Origin of the sequence: Streptomyces thermoviolaceus (assembly GCF_045209695.1) — a bacterium.
GTDB classification, from domain to species: Bacteria; Actinomycetota; Actinomycetes; order Streptomycetales; family Streptomycetaceae; genus Streptomyces; species Streptomyces thermoviolaceus.
Map to the genome: position 1 here is coordinate 325710 of NZ_CP109280.1, position 17635 is coordinate 343344.

General features: G+C 73.4%; 13 protein-coding genes. 9 read left to right on the forward strand and 4 right to left on the reverse strand.

Annotation, left to right across the window (positions count from 1 at the left end):
• The first annotated feature begins 438 nt into the window (after positions 1-438).
• From OG899_RS01475 to OG899_RS01505, 7 genes are all read left to right on the forward strand, one after another.
• Complete coding sequence (locus OG899_RS01475; RefSeq protein WP_125498329.1) at positions 439-654, forward strand: type A2 lantipeptide; 216 nt, start codon at positions 439-441, stop codon at positions 652-654.
• Positions 655-786: 132 nt separating this feature from the next.
• Positions 787-1593, forward strand: a complete 807-nt coding sequence (locus tag OG899_RS01480) for an HlyD family efflux transporter periplasmic adaptor subunit (RefSeq protein WP_406310868.1) — start codon at positions 787-789, stop codon at positions 1591-1593.
• 22 nt (positions 1594-1615) lie between these two features.
• Entirely contained in the window at positions 1616-3850 is a 2235-nt protein-coding gene (locus tag OG899_RS01485; protein ID WP_125498331.1) for an NHLP family bacteriocin export ABC transporter peptidase/permease/ATPase subunit, read from the forward strand.
• 1 nt (position 3851) lies between these two features.
• Positions 3852-6668, forward strand: coding sequence for an NHLP bacteriocin export ABC transporter permease/ATPase subunit (locus OG899_RS01490; RefSeq protein ID WP_168130979.1), 2817 nt, complete (start codon positions 3852-3854; stop codon positions 6666-6668).
• Positions 6669-6738: 70 nt separating this feature from the next.
• Entirely contained in the window at positions 6739-7761 is a 1023-nt protein-coding gene (locus OG899_RS01495; protein ID WP_125498333.1) for an iron-containing redox enzyme family protein, read from the forward strand.
• A 54-nt stretch (positions 7762-7815) separates the two neighbouring features.
• Positions 7816-8466, forward strand: a complete 651-nt coding sequence (locus OG899_RS01500) for a HemK2/MTQ2 family protein methyltransferase (protein WP_229813764.1) — start codon at positions 7816-7818, stop codon at positions 8464-8466.
• Complete coding sequence (locus tag OG899_RS01505) at positions 8447-8683, forward strand: CDGSH iron-sulfur domain-containing protein (RefSeq protein ID WP_125498334.1); 237 nt, start codon at positions 8447-8449, stop codon at positions 8681-8683. The genes OG899_RS01500 and OG899_RS01505 overlap by 20 nt, the downstream gene beginning before the upstream one ends.
• Positions 8684-8966: 283 nt before the next feature.
• On the opposite strand, the gene OG899_RS01510 is transcribed toward OG899_RS01505, so the two are convergent.
• On the reverse strand, positions 8967-9389 hold the full coding sequence (locus OG899_RS01510) for a subtilase-type protease inhibitor (RefSeq protein WP_168130978.1): 423 nt from the start codon (positions 9387-9389) through the stop codon (positions 8967-8969).
• Positions 9390-9731: 342 nt separating this feature from the next.
• Between OG899_RS01510 and OG899_RS01515 the strand changes: the two genes are divergently transcribed.
• Positions 9732-10901, forward strand: a complete 1170-nt coding sequence (locus OG899_RS01515) for a lactate 2-monooxygenase (RefSeq protein WP_125498336.1) — start codon at positions 9732-9734, stop codon at positions 10899-10901.
• 154 nt (positions 10902-11055) lie between these two features.
• Here the strand turns inward: OG899_RS01515 and OG899_RS01520 are convergent, their stop codons facing one another.
• The 3 genes from OG899_RS01520 to OG899_RS01530 form a co-directional block, all read right to left on the reverse strand.
• On the reverse strand, positions 11056-11433 hold the full coding sequence (locus OG899_RS01520; protein WP_125498337.1) for a toxin Doc: 378 nt from the start codon (positions 11431-11433) through the stop codon (positions 11056-11058).
• 3 nt (positions 11434-11436) lie between these two features.
• Positions 11437-11682, reverse strand: a complete 246-nt coding sequence (locus OG899_RS01525; RefSeq protein WP_125498338.1) for a hypothetical protein — start codon at positions 11680-11682, stop codon at positions 11437-11439.
• Positions 11683-11890: 208 nt separating this feature from the next.
• Complete coding sequence (locus OG899_RS01530) at positions 11891-14992, reverse strand: glycoside hydrolase family 2 TIM barrel-domain containing protein (protein WP_125498339.1); 3102 nt, start codon at positions 14990-14992, stop codon at positions 11891-11893.
• A gap of 262 nt (positions 14993-15254) precedes the next feature.
• On the opposite strand from OG899_RS01530, the gene OG899_RS01535 reads away from it, so the two are divergent.
• Complete coding sequence (locus OG899_RS01535) at positions 15255-17633, forward strand: SpoIIE family protein phosphatase (RefSeq protein ID WP_168130977.1); 2379 nt, start codon at positions 15255-15257, stop codon at positions 17631-17633.
• Positions 17634-17635 lie beyond the last annotated feature (2 nt).

A 17635-nucleotide genomic window follows, 5' to 3' on the forward strand; every position in this document is an offset into this window, starting at 1 on the left:
GATCGCTCCTCTTCCCCGGGTTTCACGAAGCGGAAATCCGGCTCCAGTGAATCTGCACAGCGGCCACCCAACCGACCCACCTCCGTCGGGGGATCTGCACATCCGAAGCGGCTCACGCATGTTACCGGCGCGTCACTTCGACCGGCACACGCCCCGGCAAGAGTGCGGGCGCGCACATGCGGTGACGCATGTGAAGAAGTGGCCGACGAGTCGTGCCCAGGTGTGCACGCACAACGCTGCAGTGTCTGCAAGTTCCCTGGCAGGAGGCGTCGTTGGGTGGAAGTGACGGGCCGTTGCGTGCTTACATCCATCGCACCGCGGGGCCCGCCGGCCATCCGGTCCAACGGGTGTCCGGGCCCGTGGGTCACGGCCGTACCCGCCTTTCGGGCGAGGGCCGTTCCCTCTTGTTGTCAGTCCAATAGGAAGGGAAGTTCTGCCATGAACTCCACCCCCCAGGTCGAGACCGCTGAGATCTCCGACGCCGAGCTCGACAACGTGGCCGGCGGCCTGACCGTGGACGCCCTGGGCACCGTCACCCAGCTGGTGGACGGCGTCGCCCCGGTCACCGGCCTGGTCGACGGCGTCGTCGACACCGTCGAGGGCGTGACCGGCCTGAACACCGCCCCGGTCACCAACCTGGTCGCCGGTCTCTGACGGCACCACGTACGCGTGAGTCCCGGAGCCGCTCGCCGGTTCCGGGACTCACCGGTGCCGTGACACACCCCCGACATGCCGTGGCCGCACCCGCGGCCGCGCACCCCTTCTTCCGCAGGTGAGACAAGTTCCGTGCAGTTCCGTCAGCAGGCCCTCGCCAAGCTGAACGCACCCGAGGAGCTGGACCTTCCGGTGCGGCTCGCCCGGCCGCAGGGCTGGCTGGTGCTGTGTGTGACGCTGGTCGCCGTGGCCGCCGCCTGTGTGTGGGCCGTGGCCGGCTCGGTCACCTCCACCGTCACCGCGCAGGCCGTCCTCACCCACAGGCAGGGCAGCTATGTGCTGCAGAGCCCGGTGGCCGGTCAGGTCACCGCCGTCCACGCCGAAACGGGCCGGCGGCTGCCCGCGGACGCACCCGTCATCACGGTGCGCACCGCACAGGGCGAGTCGGTCGTCAGGACCGTGGCCGCGGGCCGGATCACCGCGCTCGCCGCCACCATCGGGCAGATCGTCTCCGTCGGTGCGAACGTGGCCGCGGTGGAGAAGGTCGCCCACACCTCCGACCCGCTGTACGCGACCGTGTACGTCCCCGCGCAGCAGGCCGCCGGCATCACCGAGGGCAGCGCCGTGGACCTGACCGTCTCCTCGGTGCCGGCCGACCGGTACGGCGTGCTGCGCGGCCATGTGAAGTCGGTCGACCGGTCCGCCCAGTCGGCCCAGCAGATCGCCGCCTTCCTCGGGGACAGCCAGCTGGGTGAGCAGTTCACCCGACGGGGCCGCCCGGTGGCCGTCCTCGTCCGGCTGGACACCGCGCGCGACACCGAGAGCGGCTACCGCTGGTCCACCGACGGCGGCCCGCCGTTCCGGCTTCAGTCCATGACCCTGGCCACGGCCTCGATCCGCCTGGCCGACCAGCATCCCGTCGACTGGCTGCTGCCCTGAGCACGGAGCAGAACACACCCGCATGACCACCACTGAGGACACCCGCGGCCGCCGCGCCGCCCGGTCCCGGCGCCCGGTGCGCCCGGCCAAGGGCCTCCCGGGCCGCCGCCGCACCGTGCGCACCCCCACGGTGCTGCAGATGGAGGCCGTGGAATGCGGCGCCGCCTCGCTCGCGATGGTCCTCGGCCACTACGGCCGGCACGTCCCGCTGGAGGAGCTGCGCATCGCCTGCGGCGTCTCCCGGGACGGCTCGCGCGCGAGCAACCTGCTGAAGGCGGCCCGCAGTTACGGGCTGACCGCCAAGGGCATGCAGATGGACACCGCCGCCCTCGCCGAGGTGCGGGCGCCGGCCATCCTGTTCTGGGAGTTCAACCACTACGTCGTCTACGACGGCATGGGCCGCCGGCTGGGCCGGCGCGGGGTGTACGTCAACGACCCGGGCAAGGGCCGCCGTTTCGTGCCCATGGAGGAGTTCGACACCTCGTTCACCGGTGTGGTGCTGGTGATGGAACCGGGCGAGAACTTCACCCGGGGCGGGCGCAGGCCGGGCGTCCTCGGTGCCCTGCCGGCCCGGCTGCGCGGCACCGCCGGGGCGTTGCCGGCCGCGGTGCTGGCGAGCCTGCTGCTGGTGGCGGTGGGCGCGGCGGTGCCGGCGCTGAGCCGCACCTGGATCGACACATATCTCATCGGCGGGCAGACCTCGCTGCTGGGTGTGCTGTTCGCGTCCATGGCCGCGTGTGTGGTGCTGACGGTCGTGCTGACCTGGCTTCAGCAGGCGAATCTGCTGCACGGCCGGATCGTGTCCTCCACCTTGGGCAGCGCCCGTTTCCTGCGGCATCTGCTGCGGCTGCCGGTGACGTTCTTCGCCCAGCGCAGCCCGGCCGACCTGGTGCAGCGACTGCAGTCCAACGACCAGGTGGCGGAGACGCTGGCCCGCGACGTGGCGGCGGCCGGGGTGGACGCGGTGGTCGTGGTGCTGTACGCGGTGCTGCTGTACGCCTACGACCCTCAGCTGACGTTCGTCGGCATCGGTGTCGCGCTGCTGAACGTGGTGGCGATGCGAGTCGTGGTGCGGCTGCGGGCGAACCGGACGGCGAAGCTGCGGGCGGACACCGCGCGGCTGACCAACACCGCCTACACCGGGCTGCAGTCGATCGAGACGCTGAAGGCCACCGGCGGCGAGGACGGCTACTTCCGCACCTGGGCCGGGCAGCACGCCATCACCCTGGAGGAGCAGCAGCGGCTCGGGGTGCCCGGCGCCTGGCTGGGCGTGGTCGCGCCGACGCTGGCCACGGTCAACAACGCGCTGATCCTGTGGATCGGCGGGATGCGGGCGGTGGAAGGACACATCTCGGTGGGCCTGCTGGTGGCCTTCCAGGCGCTGGTGGCCCGGTTCACCGCGCCGCTGACCCGGCTCAACGGTGTCGCGGGCCGCATCCAGGACTTCGCGGCGGACGTGGCCCGGCTGAAGGACGTGGAGAACTTCGGTGCCGACCCGCTGTACACCCGGCCCGCCACCGGCGAGTCCACCCGGCGGCTGCACGGCCATGTGGAGCTGCGGAACATCAGCTTCGGCTACAGCCCCCTGGACAAACCGCTGCTGAGCGGGTTCGACCTGCGGGTGGGTCCGGGGCAGCAGGTGGCGCTGGTGGGCGGCTCGGGCAGCGGCAAGTCGACGGTGTCGCGGCTGATCTCCGGGCTGTACACCCCGTGGGACGGTGTGATCCGCATCGACGGTCAGCGGCTGGAGGACATCCCGCGGGGCACGCTGGCCGCCTCGGTGTCCTTCGTGGACCAGGAGGTGTTCCTCTTCGAGGGCACGGTCCGCGACAACGTGGCGCTGTGGGATCCGTCGATCCCGGACGACGCCGTGGTGGAGGCGCTGCGCGACGCCGCCCTGTACGACGTGGTGATGCGCCGTCCCGGCGGCATCCACAGCCGGGTCGAGCAGGACGGCCGGAACTTCTCCGGCGGGCAGCGGCAGCGGCTGGAGATCGCGCGGGCGCTGGTGCGCCGGCCGAGCGTGCTCGTCCTGGACGAGGTGACCAGCGCGCTGGACGCGGAGACGGAGCAGGTCGTCATGGACAACCTGCGGCGGCGGGGCTGCGCCTGTGTGGTGATCGCACACCGGCTGTCCACGGTACGCGACAGCGACGAGATCGTGGTGCTGCAGCACGGCACGGTCGTCGAACGCGGACGGCACGAGGAGCTGCTGGCGCTCGGCGGCGCCTACGCGGCGCTGGTCAGGGAGCGGTGAGATGACGACCGTGGAAGACGGCGACCTGGTTCTCGGTGCGCTCGCGTCGGTGGGCACCCCGGTGGACTGCGCCGGCCTGAACCGGCTGGACCTGGAGGGCCCGCAGGTGCTGTGGCTGGTCGCGGCGGGCGCGGTGGACCTGTTCGCGGTGGACGCGGCCGAGCAGGGGCACTGGCACCACCTGGGCCGCCTGCAGGCGGGCTCGTTGCTGCTCGGCCCGGTCTCCGGCCCCCGGCACACCCTGGTGGCGCGTCCGCTGCGCGACAGCGTGGTGCACCGGATCGGGCTGCGGGAGCTGTACCAGCCGGCGACCACGCAGACCTGGTCGTACGACGAGTGGGGCAACCCGCAGTACGTGCCGCCCGCGAGCAGTCCGCTGGAGCACGCGCTGGCGCTGGGCGTGGGCCGCAGCATGTCCGTGCTGTTCCAGGCGCCCACCGCGCAGGACCGCACCACCCCGCCCGGCGACGACGACGTGTTCTGGATGCAGGTGCCGCCCGGCAGTGTGCAGTACGGGGCGCTGTACGGCGCCGACACGGCCGGGGACCTGCTGATGGACCCGGGTGTCTGGCAGGGCATGGTCGACCAGCAGTACCGGCTGCTGACCGCGCTGGACCGGTGGATCGAGGAGCTGGAGCGGGCCCACGAGACCCGGGCGGCGGCCGGTGTCAAGGCCGGTGAGGCGGTCCGCGCCGAGGCCGACCGGACGCTGCTGGCCTCCATCGGGCGGTCCTCCGGCCGGCGGATCACGGCCGCGGACGCCGACGCCACGTACGCGGCCTGCGTCCGGGTGGCCCGGGCCGCCGGGATCACCCTGGCGGACCCGCCGCAGACGGGCACGGTGAGCGACCGGCTGGACCCGGTGGAGCGCATCGCCCTGGCCTCCCGGGTGCGCACCCGGGCCGTGCGGCTGCGGGGCCGCTGGTGGCGGGAGAACGCCGGCCCGCTGGTGGGTCGGAGGGCGCTGTCGGGGGCGCCGGTGGCGCTGCTGTGGCGGCGCGGCGGCTACATCGCCGTCCATCCGGCGACCGGGCGGGAGACCCCGGTGGGCAAGGGGAACGCCGGGGAGTTCGAGGACCGGGCGGTGATGTTCTACCGCCCGCTGCCCGACCGGCCCCTGTCCCGCCTGGGGCTGTTGCGTTTCTCGCTGCGCGGCAGCACCAGCGACCTGGTGAACCTGCTGATCGCCGGGCTGGTGACGGTGGTGGTCGGGGCGCTGGTGCCGGTCGCGACGGGCAAGGTGCTCGGCCAGTACGTGCAGCGGGCGCAGACCGGGCCGATCACCCAGGTGTGTGTGGCGGTGATGGCCGGCGGCGTGGTGGCGGCGGCGTTCATGCTGTTGCAGAACCTGACGGTGCTGCGGGTCGAGGGACGGATCGAGGCGGCGCTGCAACCGGCCGTATGGGACAGGTTGCTGCGGCTGCCGACGGCGTTCTTCGCCCGGCGGTCCACCGGTGAGCTGGCGAGCGCCGCCATGGGCATCAGCGCAATCCGCCGGCTGCTGGCGGGGCTGGCCCCGACGGTCGCGCAGTCGGTGACCGTGGGCGTGGTGAACCTGGTGCTGCTGTTCTGGTACAGCGCCTCCATGGCGCTGGCGGCGCTCGGCATGCTGACGGTGATCGCGGCGGTGTTCCTGGCGCTCGGGCTGTGGCAGGTGCGCTGGCAGCGCCGTCTGGTGGTGCTCACCAACAAGCTGAACAACCAGGCGTTCCAGACGCTGCGCGGGCTGCCGAAGCTGCGGGTGGCGGCCGCCGAGAACTACGCGTACGCGGCGTGGGCCGAGCAGTTCGCCCGCAGCCGTGAACTGCAGCAGAAGGTGGGCCGGATCAAGAACCTGACCGCGGTGCTCGGCGCGGTGTACCTGCCGGTGTGCACGCTGGTGATGTTCATGCTGCTGGCCGGGCCGGCCCGCGGCACGATGTCGGCGGCGGCGTTCCTGACCTTCAACACGTCGGTGACGATGCTGCTGACCTCGGTGACGCAGCTGACCGGTGCGTTCGTCTCGGCGGTGGCGGCGCTGCCGCTGTTCGAGCAGATCCGGCCGGTGCTCGACGCCAGACCGGAGGTGCGCACGGGCAGCACCCTGCCGGGTCCGCTGTCCGGGGCGATCGAGGCGCGGCGGCTGTCGTTCCGGTACACCGACGACGGACCGCTGGTCCTCGACGACGTGTCGTTCCAGGTGAAGCCGGGCGAGTTCGTGGCGATCGTCGGGCCCAGCGGCTGCGGCAAGTCGACGCTGCTGCGTCTGCTGATCGGGTTCGACCGGCCGTTGTCGGGGAGCGTGCTGTACGACGGCCAGGACCTGGCGGCGCTGGACCAGTCGGCGGTGCGCCGGCAGTGCGGGGTGGTGCTGCAGCACGCCCAGCCGCTGAACGGGTCGATCCTGGACGTCATCCGCGGCACCGAGCCGTGCTCGCCGGAGGAGGCGATGGCCGCGGCCGAGATGGCGGGGCTCGCGGAGGACATCCGGCGCATGCCGATGGGCCTGCACACCATCGTCTCCGGCGGGTCGTCGATCTCCGGCGGTCAGCGTCAGCGGCTGATGATCGCGCAGGCGCTGGTGCGCCGGCCACGCATCCTGTTCCTGGACGAGGCGACCAGCGCCCTGGACAACGACACCCAGCGCACGGTCATCGACAGCACCCGCAAGCTGAACGCCACCCGCATCGTCATCGCGCACCGTCTGTCGACGGTGCTGGACGCCGACCGGGTGATCGTGATGGAGGAGGGGCGGATCACCGAGCAGGGCACCCCGGCCGAGCTGCTGGCGGACACCGGCGGCAGGCTGCACGAGCTGGTCCGCCGCCAGATGGCCTGAGCACGCCCCGGGCGGCCCGGTGGCGGCACGCCGGAGGATCGGGGCGGCGGTGTGCGGGTACCCGCAGGCCATGACCGACGAGTGCCGAGGACCCGAACTGCCCGCGGCCCGGGGGCCGCTGTCCGCCGCCGTCCTGGCGTATCTGCGCGACGGCGGTGCGCTGCCGCCCGCCGAGGCCGCCGCCCAGGCCCCGCCGTACGGCGACGACCTGCAGCTCGCCCTCTACCTGTGCTACGAGCTGCACTACCGCGGCTTCGCCGGTGTCCCCGCCGACCGGGAGTGGGACCCCGGGCTGCTGCGGCTGCGGGCCGCGCTGGAGCAGCGTTTCCTCGCCGCCCTGCGCGCCGACGCACCCGTGCACGGCAGCCTGGACGACGCGCTCGCCGCGCTGCTGGTGGAGCCGGTGCACGGCACCGGTGTGTCGCACTGGCTGCGGGACGAGGGCGAGCTGTGGCATCTGCGCGAGTACGCCGCCCAGCGCTCCCTGTACCACCTGAAGGAGGCCGACCCGCACGCCTGGGTGCTGCCCCGGTTGTGGGGCCGGGCGAAGGCGGCGATGGCGGCGGTGGAGTTCGACGAGTTCGGCGGCGGGCGCGGCGACCGGGTCCACGCCCGGCTGTTCGCCGACCTGATGGCCGACCTCGGCCTGGACACCACCTACGGCCGCTATCTGGACGCGGCCTGCGCCGAGGCGCTGGCGGTGGTGAACATGATGTCGCTGTTCGGGCTGCACCGGGCCCTGCGCGGCGCGCTGGTGGGCCATTTCGCCGCGGTGGAGATCACCTCCTCCCCCGGCTCGCGTCGGCTGGCGGAGGCGATGCGCCGCACGGGCGCGGGCGCGGCCGCGGAGTTCTTCTACGACGAGCACGTGGAGGCCGACGCGGTGCACGAGCAGGTGGTGCGCCACGAGGTGATCGCCGGGCTGCTGCAGCAGGAGCCGCACCTGGCGGCGGACGTGACGTTCGGCATCGACGCGACGGGGCATCTGGAGGACCGGTTCGGCGAACGGCTGCTCGAGGCCTGGCGCGCGGGCCGCTCGTCGTTGCGCACACCGTACGGCCCGCCCGCGCCGGCACCGGCGGCGGTGTCCTGAGTGCCGTCGTCGCCGTCCCGGGTAGTGCGCCGGATCGGGGGTACTCGCGAGGGGGTGAGCCAACTGTTGCTTCCCGGTGTGTACGCACCGCAGGACGACACCGCGCTGCTGGCGCAGGTGCTGGCGGGCGAGACGCTGCGGCCCGGTGCGCGGGTGCTCGACGTGGGCACCGGCAGCGGAGCCCTGGCGCTGGCCGCCGCGCGGCGCGGTGCCCAGGTGACGGCCGTCGACGTCTCCCGCCGGGCGGTGTGGACCACCCGGCTGAACGCCTGGCGGGAGCGGGTGCCCGTGCACGCCGTGCGCGGGAACCTGTTCGACCCGGTGCGGGACCTGTCCTTCGAGCTGATCCTGGCCAATCCGCCGTACGTCCCGGCGCCCGGCACCGGCTCCGGGCACGGCCGCTCCCGCGCCTGGGACGCCGGGTGCGACGGCAGACACGTGCTGGACCGGATCTGCCGGCAGGCACCGGGGCTGCTGCGCCCCGGGGGTGTGCTGCTCCTGGTGCACTCCGTGCTCAGCGGCCCGGACCGCACCCTGGAGCTGCTGCGCGCCTCGGGTGCGAAGGCGAGCGTGGTGCGGCGCCGGTGGATCGGTTTCGGTCCGGTGCTGCGCGCCCGGCAGGAGTGGTTGCGCGAGCGGGGCCTGCTGGATGCGTCCGACGACAAGGAAGAGCTGGTGGTCGTCCGTGCCGAACGTCCCTGCTGACCCGCCGTGTCACACCCGTGCCGGCCCGCCCTGCCGGCTGCGGGTGCAGCGCCGCGGGCCGCTGCTCGTCGACGGCCCCGTCGAGGTGGAGCTGGAGGACGGCACCACCGTCCGCTCCGACCGGTTCCGGGTCGCGCTGTGCACGTGCCGGCGCAGCCGGCGCTACCCCTGGTGCGACACCAGCCACCGCGAGCGGGTCCGGGACCCTTCGCCGTGAGGGCACACGTGTCCCGGGATGCATAGGTGTCCCTGGATGCACGCATGTTCCGACATGCACAGGTGTCCCCGAGGTGCACGCGTGTGCGCGGCGCGCCCGTGTGACGGACACCTCCAGGTGGTGGACCAGGGGCGCCGGGCGGCCCCACTCCGCCCGGCTCGCCCCTGGTGAGGGATCGTCACCCGTTCCCGGACCGGACCCCGCGCTCCCCAGCCGCGGGTCCCTGCCGTGCCCGTGCCGCGGTGGCACGGGGCACGCCGGGACGGCGCACGATCCCGGCTCGTCAGAACGCGAGGACGCCGTGTGCGGCCGCGTTCTTCAGGCATGCGTTGGCGAAGGTGCGCTCCTGGGCGACGCGTTCGCCCTGCCAGACACCCTGCGCGGTGACCACCACCGGGCGGTAGTCCTTGGCGCACACCACGTCGCGCCCTGTGGCCAGAGCCGTCAGGTCGCCGTCGACGGCGCGCAGTTCCCGGCACGCCCGCGCCGCGTCGGGGTGGGTGCCGAAGGGCTTCGGTGCGCAGACCAGGGTGACGGCGCGCTCGGGAGCGGTGGTGGCCGCGCGCTCGCCGTGGCCGACGGTGAGCACCAGCGCCGAGGGCGCGTACAGAGAGGCGGGGGCGGCGAGTGCGGGCCCGGCGAGAGGTCCGCAGACGGCGGTGGCCGTCAGGCCGAGAGCTGCCGCCCGGCGCGTGCTGGTCCGCATCGGGTGTGCTTCCTTCCGCAGGTCGTGACGGAAACGGCCGGCTCCGGCAGAGGTGGTGCCGGAGGGGCGAGCGGGAGTCTGCCGACTCCGCCGCGGAAACTCACGTCGCACCCACAGGTTTCAGTAACCTTGCGTATTGAACCAGTGGCGTGATGTCACATCGGGCGGGCGCCGTCATCACCGGATCTTGAACCTGCGGGGCGCCGGATCCGGCCGGATGTATGCGTTCTCCCCGCTCGGCAATCGGCCTGAAACATTCCGCTTCCCGGCGGGCCGCTCTCCCCCTACTGGCCAGTATGGTTCGGGGCGGCACTGCAACGGCGAGCGTCGGGAGACACCTGCATGGGCAAGCACTGGGCGGACTTCCAGTACGAGATCTACCTGAACGGCATGACGGGTGCGGTGCCGCGGCTGCCCACGGACCTGTCCCGGCTGGAGGAACTGACCGAGCGGCGGCTCGGCCCCGGTCCGGTGGGATACGTCGCGGGCAGCGCCGGCGACGGCAGCACGGCGCGTGCCAACCGGGCGGCCCTGGACCGCCGTCGCATCGTGCCGCGCATGCTCCGGGACGTGCACGACCGCGATCTGTCGGTCACGGTGCTGGGCCGTGCGCTGCCCGCGCCGCTGGCGCTCGCGCCGGTCGGTGTGCTGTCGATCCTGCACCCGGACGCGGAGTGCGCCGCCGCACGGGCCGCGGCGGCGCAGGGGGTGCCGTACGTGCTGTCCTCGGCGTCCAGCACGCCGATGGAGCAGGTGGCCGAGGCCATGGGCGACGCCGAACGCTGGTTCCAGCTGTACTGGGCGAAGGACCGCGAGGTGACCCGCAGTTTTCTGCAGCGGGCGAAGGCGGCCGGGTTCTCCGTCCTCGTGGTCACCCTGGACACGCCGCTGCTGGCGTGGCGGCCGCGCGATCTGGACCAGGCGTATCTGCCGTTCCTGCACGGAGTGGGCACCGCCAACTACTTCACCGACCCGGCCTTCCGGGCGGGCCTGGCCAAGCCGGTGCACGAGGACCTGAACGCGGCCGTGCTGCACTTCGTCGGCATGTTCGCCGATCCCGGCAAGACGTGGCCGGACCTGGCGTTCCTGCGCGAGCAGTGGGACGGCCCGATCGTGCTGAAGGGCGTGCTGCACCCGGACGACGCCCGCCTGGCCGCCGACGCCGGGGTGGACGGCGTGGTGGTGTCCAACCACGGCGGCCGCCAGGTCGCCGGGGCCGTCGGCGCCGCCGACGCCCTGCCGGGGGTGGTGGAGGCGGTCGGTGACCGGCTGACCGTGCTGTTCGACAGCGGGGTGCGCACCGGCGACGACGTGTTCAAGGCGCTGGCCCTGGGCGCGCGGGCGGTGCTGCTGGGCCGGCCGTACGCCTACGGGCTCGCCCTGGACGGGCAGGCGGGTGTCGAGCACGTCATCCGCTGTCTGCTGGCGGAGTTCGACCTGACCATGGCGCTCGCCGGTCACGCCACCCCGGCCACGCCGAGCCCCGGCGATCTCGTCGAGGACCCGGCCTGACCGATACCACGCCTGCCGCGGCCCGTCCCGTGCGCGCACCGCACGGCGAGCGGGTCGCGGCGGCCCGACCCGGCGGTCGGTCCCGGCGGTCCAGCGGACGCGGACACCGGCGCGGCAGGGCGCGCCGGTGCGTACCGGCGGCGGACGGCGCGGGTCAGATCTGCCAGGACCGCAGCCGGTCGGCGGCGCCGTAGACGTCGATCTTGCCGTTCATCAGATCGCGGGCCAGGTCGACCAGGGCGCCGTAGGGCGGGTCGATCCCGGCGTCGCTGATGAACATGTACGCCACGGCCGTGGCGCAGGCGAACCGGGCGTTGGCGAAGGGCAACGGTCGCAGCGCGACCAGGGTGTGCAGCAGGGCGGCGGCGCGCCAGGCGGGGTCGGAGTCCACGCCCAGGCGCGGCGGGTCCACGCGGTGCCGCGCGACGGCGGCCACCAGCGCGGAGAAGTCGTCGATCGCGGGCTGCTCCGGCAGAACCTCCTCGTGGCGCTGGAGCAGCCAGGGCACGTCGATGTGGATGACGGCGGTCATCGGTCAGGCGGCTCGTCCCTCGCCCCGGGTGGGCGGCTCGTCGTCGGGGAACGCTGCGGCGAATTCGTCGGCGTGCGCCCGGAAGAACCGGCGGAAGACCTCCGCCCCCTCCTGCAGCGCGCGGTGCCGGGCTATGTCCGCCGCGGCCGCCTCCCGCACGAGCGCCTTCATCGACGTACCGCGCTCCTTGGCGATCTGCCGCAGATCCTCCAGTTCGCGGTCACTGAACTCCACATTGAGCGCCGGCATGCGGCACACCGTAGCGCCTGCGGTACTCGCCCGTAAATGCCCGCAGGTCAGCGGGGGCGTGCGGCGGTACCGACCGGGGCGGGCAAAGCCCGTGTCCCCACCTGGCACGGCGGCGGCACGAGCCATGCCCCAGCACGGCACAGGCACGGGGCGGTCGCCGTCCGGGAGGATGCGGCCGCCCGGACGGCGGACGGCGCAGTGGCGGCCCTCAGACCTCCAGTCTGCTGATGCGCACCGCTCCCTCGGGCCGGCCCGGGGCGCTGCTGGTGAGGGTGAGGCGGATCCGGGAGCCGCGCACCGGGTGAAAGGTGATCACGGTCGGGTCGTCGGAGGCGGTGGCCCAGTCCGTTCTCGCCCCCGTGACCGGTGTCCAGCGGTGGCCGTTCCACACCGTGACCTCGACGGCGGCGGGCCGCGTGTGCGTGGCGTCGACGGTGAAGGAGACGGCCACCCGGTCCAGGGTGCGCGTCCGGCCGAAGTCGAGCGAGACCCAGTCCTCGGCCCGGGCTCCGTCGAAGGCCGGCAGCAGGGCGGTGGCCGCCTTGACGAAGGCGTTGGACCAGCCGGTGGCCGGGTCGCCGTCGATCATGGCGGCGGGCAGGGTGTCGGGGCGGCCGGAGTAGCCGGCGTCCGCGCGGGGGTAGGCGGGCGGCTCGGGGTGGTCCGGCCGGAACGTCGGGGCGGGGGTGCTCACGAGCGTGGGGGCGTCGGTGGTGTGCACGGTGACCGTGCCGGTGCGCAGCCCGGCGCTCCGCGCGGTCACCTTCAAGGTGCCCGCCCGGGTGCCGGCGCGGACGACGGCGAGCGCCTTGCCGTGGAAGGCGGTGCGGGTGCTCGCCTGGTAGCGTTCGGCGCTCTCCTGGCGGCCGTTGTCGACGCCGGCCAGGGAACCACCGGTGACGTCGAAGCGGAGCAGGTGGTCGGCGTCCGGGACGACCGTGCCGCGGTCGTCGACCACCTCGGCGGTGACGAACAGCAGCGAGTGGCCGTCCGCGGGCAGCGAGGTCCGGTCGGCGGTGAGCCGTACGGCGTGCGGCTCGCCCGCGGTGCGCAGCACGTCGGTGGCCACGATCTTCCCGTCGCGCCGTGCCACCGCCTTCAGTTCGCCCGGCCGGTACGGAACCTTCCAGGTCAGGTGGAGCCGGCCGGCGCTGCCGTTGGGGCTGGTGTAGCTGCCGGGCCAGGGGCCGCCGGTGACGGTCTTGTCGTCGCCGGTGGCCTCGGTGGTCTCCAGGTAGGTGCGGCCGTCGAGAGTCCGCTTGACGTCGAACGTCCTGGTGCCGAGGGAGCGGCCGTCGAGGAAAAGCTCCACGGACTCGACGTTGGAGTACGCCCGGACCTCGACGACGTCGCCCTCGGTGTGGTTCCAGGTCATGGGGACCAGATGGACCATGGGCTCGCTGGTCCACTGGCTCCGGAACAGGTAGTAGGTGTCCTTGGGGAAGCCGGCCGTGTCGACGGCGCCGAAGAAGGACGCCTTGACCGGGAACACGTCGTACGGGGTGGGTTCGCCGATGTAGTCGATGCCGGACCACAGGAACTGCCCGGCGAACCACCTGCGGTCGCGGTCCTTCTTCAGGCTGTACTCGCCGCTCATGGTCCAGGAGGCGAGGTTGTTGTCGTAGGAGGAGGTGGCCCGCCGGCCCGGGGTGTGGTTCTCGCCGGTGTTGAGGTGCTCCGGCTCCTGGTAGGTGCCGCGGGTGGAGGTCGCCGAGGACGACTCGGACTCGAAGAGGAACAGGTGCGGGTAGGCGGCGTGCAGGGCGTCGACCGAGGCGGCGGTGTTGTAGTTCAATCCCAGTCCGTCGAGCTTGGCGAGCATCAGGTCGGCCGGGGAGCCCTTGGCCGGCAGACTGCGGTACTTGTCGGAGCCGATGACGACCGGCCGGGTGTCGTCCGCCGCCCTGACGGCCGCGATGATCCGGTCGGCCATGGCCAGGCCCTCGGTGCTGGTGGAGTCGGGTATCTCGTTGCCGATGGACCACAGCACGACGGCGGGCGAGTTGCGGGCCGCGCGGACCATCTCGGTGGCGTCCCGCTCGCACCACTCGTCGAAGAAACGGCCGTAGTCGTAGGGGTTCTTGCCGGTGCGCCAGCAGTCGAAGGCCTCGACCATCATCACGATGCCGAGTTCCTCGCACAGCTCGACGAGCTGCGGGGCGGGCGGGTTGTGGGCGGTGCGCAGGGCGTTGACGCCCATGGACTTCATCAGGGTCAGCTGCCGGCGCAGCGCGTCGGTGTGGACGGCGGCGCCGAGCGGCCCCTGGTCGTGGTGGAGGTTGACACCCTTGATCTTGGTGGGCACGCCGTTGAGGAAGAAGCCCTCGTCCGGGTCGAAGCGGACGGTGCGGATGCCGAAGACGGTGTCCACGGTGTCGGTGGTGCGGCCGTCGGCGCGCAGGTCGGTGCGGAGGGTGTAGCGGTGCGGGGCGTCGGTGTCCCACCGGCGGGGGCGGGGGACGGTCACCTCGTGCTCCTCAGCGGCCTGGCCGTGGGCGCCGACCGTGACGGTGGACGTGGTCCGGGCGACCGTACGACCGTCCGGGCCGAGCACGGTGGAGGCGACCTCGACCCGGGCCGGGGTGCCGGAGTCGTTGGCGACCTCGGTGCGCACGCGGACCACGGCCCGCTCCTCGGTGACCTGCGGGGTGGTGACGTACGTGCCCCAGCGGGCCACGTGCACCGGGTCGGTGACGATCAGGCGGGCCTCGCGGTGGATGCCGCTGCCCGAGTACCAGCGGCTGCTGGGCAGCTGGTTGCGGACCTCGATGGCGAGCACGTTCTCGGTGGAGCCGTCGGTGTGCACCAGGTCGGTCAGGTCGACGGCGAAGCCGGTGTAGCCGTAGGGGTGGCGGCCCGCCTCGGTGCCGTTGCAGTGGACGCGGCAGTCCATGTAGACGCCGTCGAACTCCACCGAGATCCGCTTGCCGGCGCAGGAGGGCGGCAGGGTGAAGGAGAGCCGGTACCAGCCGAGACCGCCGGGCAGGAAGCCCGTGCCGCCACTGGTGCCGTGCTCGGTGGTGGGGGTCTGCTCGATGCTCCAGTCGTGCGGGACGGCCACCTGCCGCCATCCGGAGTCGTCAAGGGCGGGGTCGGCGGCGTCGGAGTACGCACCGGCGGGGTCGGAGATGCCGCCGGGGTCGACCAGCGCGAAGCGCCAGCCGTCGCGCAGCGGGACCGTGCGGCGGCCGGGGAGGCGGCCCGTGGTGTCGGCGGCCTCGGCGGCCAGGGCCGAGGGACCGCCGAGCAGCACGCCCGCCGCCGGGGTCGCCGTACCCGCGATCAGGACCGATCTGCGCGTGATCGCCATGCCGGTGCTCCTTCGTTCCCCCCAGGGGATCGGAAACGATCAGAATGCATCGAGACCGGACAGAGTCTGACGTGTGCACGCCGGAAATCGTCAAGAGTGCCGCGCGGTGTTCCCCCTGGAACGCCGGGCCACGACGGCGGCCGGCCGGGATCCGGGACCGCACGGGTCCGGCGCCGCACCACGCCTCCAGCCACTACGCTGGAGGACGGGTGACCCACCTGATCGCCGTGATCACGGTGAGTGTGCACGATGGAGCGGCCACATGAGACCGGCGTATCCGTTCGACGAGGGGGCCACGGCGCGTGCGGTCGTCGACGAGCACGGAGTCCTCGTCGAGTGGAACGAGGGCGCCCGTCGGCTGCTCGGCTGGGCGCCGGAGGAGGTCGTCTCCCGGCCCGCCGCACAGCTCCTGGCGGACGGGACCCGGGCGGAGCCGCCCGGCGGGCGGCGCTGGTCCGGCACACTCCCCCTGCGCCACCGCGACGGACACGCCGTGCCGGTGTGGCTGCTGGCCCACCGGCAGGACGCCGGGGACCGGGCCGGTGACTGGTTCGTCGTCTCCCCGCTGCGCGAGGACGACACCCGCACCGACGACGACCCGCTCGCCCGGGCCGAGCTGGTGCAGGCCCCGTGCGCGATCGCGATCTGCGACGACCGCCTGCGTCTGCACACCGTCAACGACGCCATGGCCCGGATCCTCGGCGCCCCGGGCGAACAGCTGCGCGGTCTGCGCCTGCCCGAGATCGGCGGACGGCCGGACGCCACCGACGACATCGAGCGGCACATGCTCCAGGTGCTGCACACCGGCCGCGGCACGGACGTGCACACCGACCGGCGGGGCGCCGACGGCAGGACGGTCTCCTGGCTGGTCCGCCTGTCCCCGGTCACCGACGACGCCGGACGGGTGCGCGGGGTGTGCGTCGCCGTCCACGACTTCACCGACCAGTACCGGGCCCGGCAGCGGCTGCAACTGGTCAACGAGGCCAGCGTGCGCATCGGCACCACGCTGGACGTGACCCGCACGGCCCAGGAACTCGCCGACGTCTGCGTGCCCGCCCTCGCCGACTTCGTCAGCGTGCAGCTGGTGGACCCGCCCGAGCCCGGTGGCGAGCTGCCCATCGGACCGCCGCACACGCCGGTCACGCTGCGCCGGGTCGCCCACCGCTCGGTCCGGCCCTACGCACCCGAGACCCTGGTCGACATCGGCGACAGCGAGGTCTACCCGGCCGCCTCGCCGCAGGCGGTGGCCCTGCTGACCGGTCAGGCGATCGTGGTGGCCAGAACGTCCGACGAGATGGAGAAGTGGTACGCCTGGGACCCGGAACGCCTGGAGCGGATCCGGCAGCTGGGCATCCACTCCACGATGTCGGTGCCGATCCGGGCCCGCGGTGTCGTGCTCGGCGTGGCCGTCTTCACCCGGTACGAGCAGGCCGCCGCCTTCACCGCCGACGACGTGCTGCTCGCCGAGGACGTCACGGCCCGCGCCGCCGTCTGCATCGACAACGCCCGCCGCTACTCCCGCGAGCGGGAGACCGCCCTCGCCCTGCAGCGCAGCCTGCTGCCGCGCACCCTGCCGCGCACGGCCGCCGTGGAGGCGGCCTCCCGGTACCTGCCGGCCGCCCGTTCCCGGATGGGCGGCGACTGGTTCGACGTGATCCCGCTGTCCGGGATGCGGGTCGCCCTCGTCGTCGGCGACGTCCTCGGCCACGGAGTGCAGGCCTCGGCGACCATGGGCCGGCTGCGCACCGCCGTGCGCACCCTCGCCGACATCGACCTCGCCCCGGAGGAACTGCTCACCCACCTCGACGACGTGGTCATGCGGATGTCGGCGGAGGCGGGCGGCGAGGGCCGGCCCGGCGAGGTCGGCGCGACCTGCCTGTACGCGGTGTACGACCCGGTCTCGCGCCGCTGCTCGCTCGCCCGCGCCGGCCACCCCTCCCCCGTGCTCGTCCCGCCCGACGGCCCCCCGCGCGTGATCGACCTGCCCGCCGGTCCCCCGCTGGGCCTGGGCGGGCTGCCGTTCGAGGCGGTGGAGATGCACCTGCCGGAGGGCAGCGTGCTGTCCTTCTACACCGACGGCCTGATCGAGAACCGCGGCCGCACCGCCGAGACCGGACGCCGGCTGCTGTGCACGGCGCTGGCCGAACCGACGTCGGGGCTGGAAGAGACCTGCGACCGGGTGCTGCAGACCCTGCTGCCGGCGGTCGGCTCCAGCGACGACGCCGCCCTGCTGCTGGCCCGCACCCGGGGCCTGGCCGCCTCCCAGGTGGCGACCTGGGACATCCCCTCCGACCCCGCGCTGGTCGCCCCGGTCCGCGGCCAGGCCCTGGACCAGCTGGACGCCTGGGGGCTCAGCTCGGTGGCGTCCACCGCCGAACTGGTGGTCAGCGAGCTGGTCACCAACGCCATCCGCTACGGCACCCCGCCGATCCGGCTGCGCCTCATCCACGACGACACCCACCTGATCTGCGAGGTGTCCGACACCAGCAGCACCGCCCCGCACCTGCGGCGGGCCAAGACCTGGGACGAGGGCGGCCGCGGGCTGCTGCTGGTCGCCCAGCTCACCCAGCGCTGGGGCAGCCGGCACACCGCGGACGGCAAGACCATCTGGGCGGAGCTGAACCTGTGGGAGGGAGACTGACC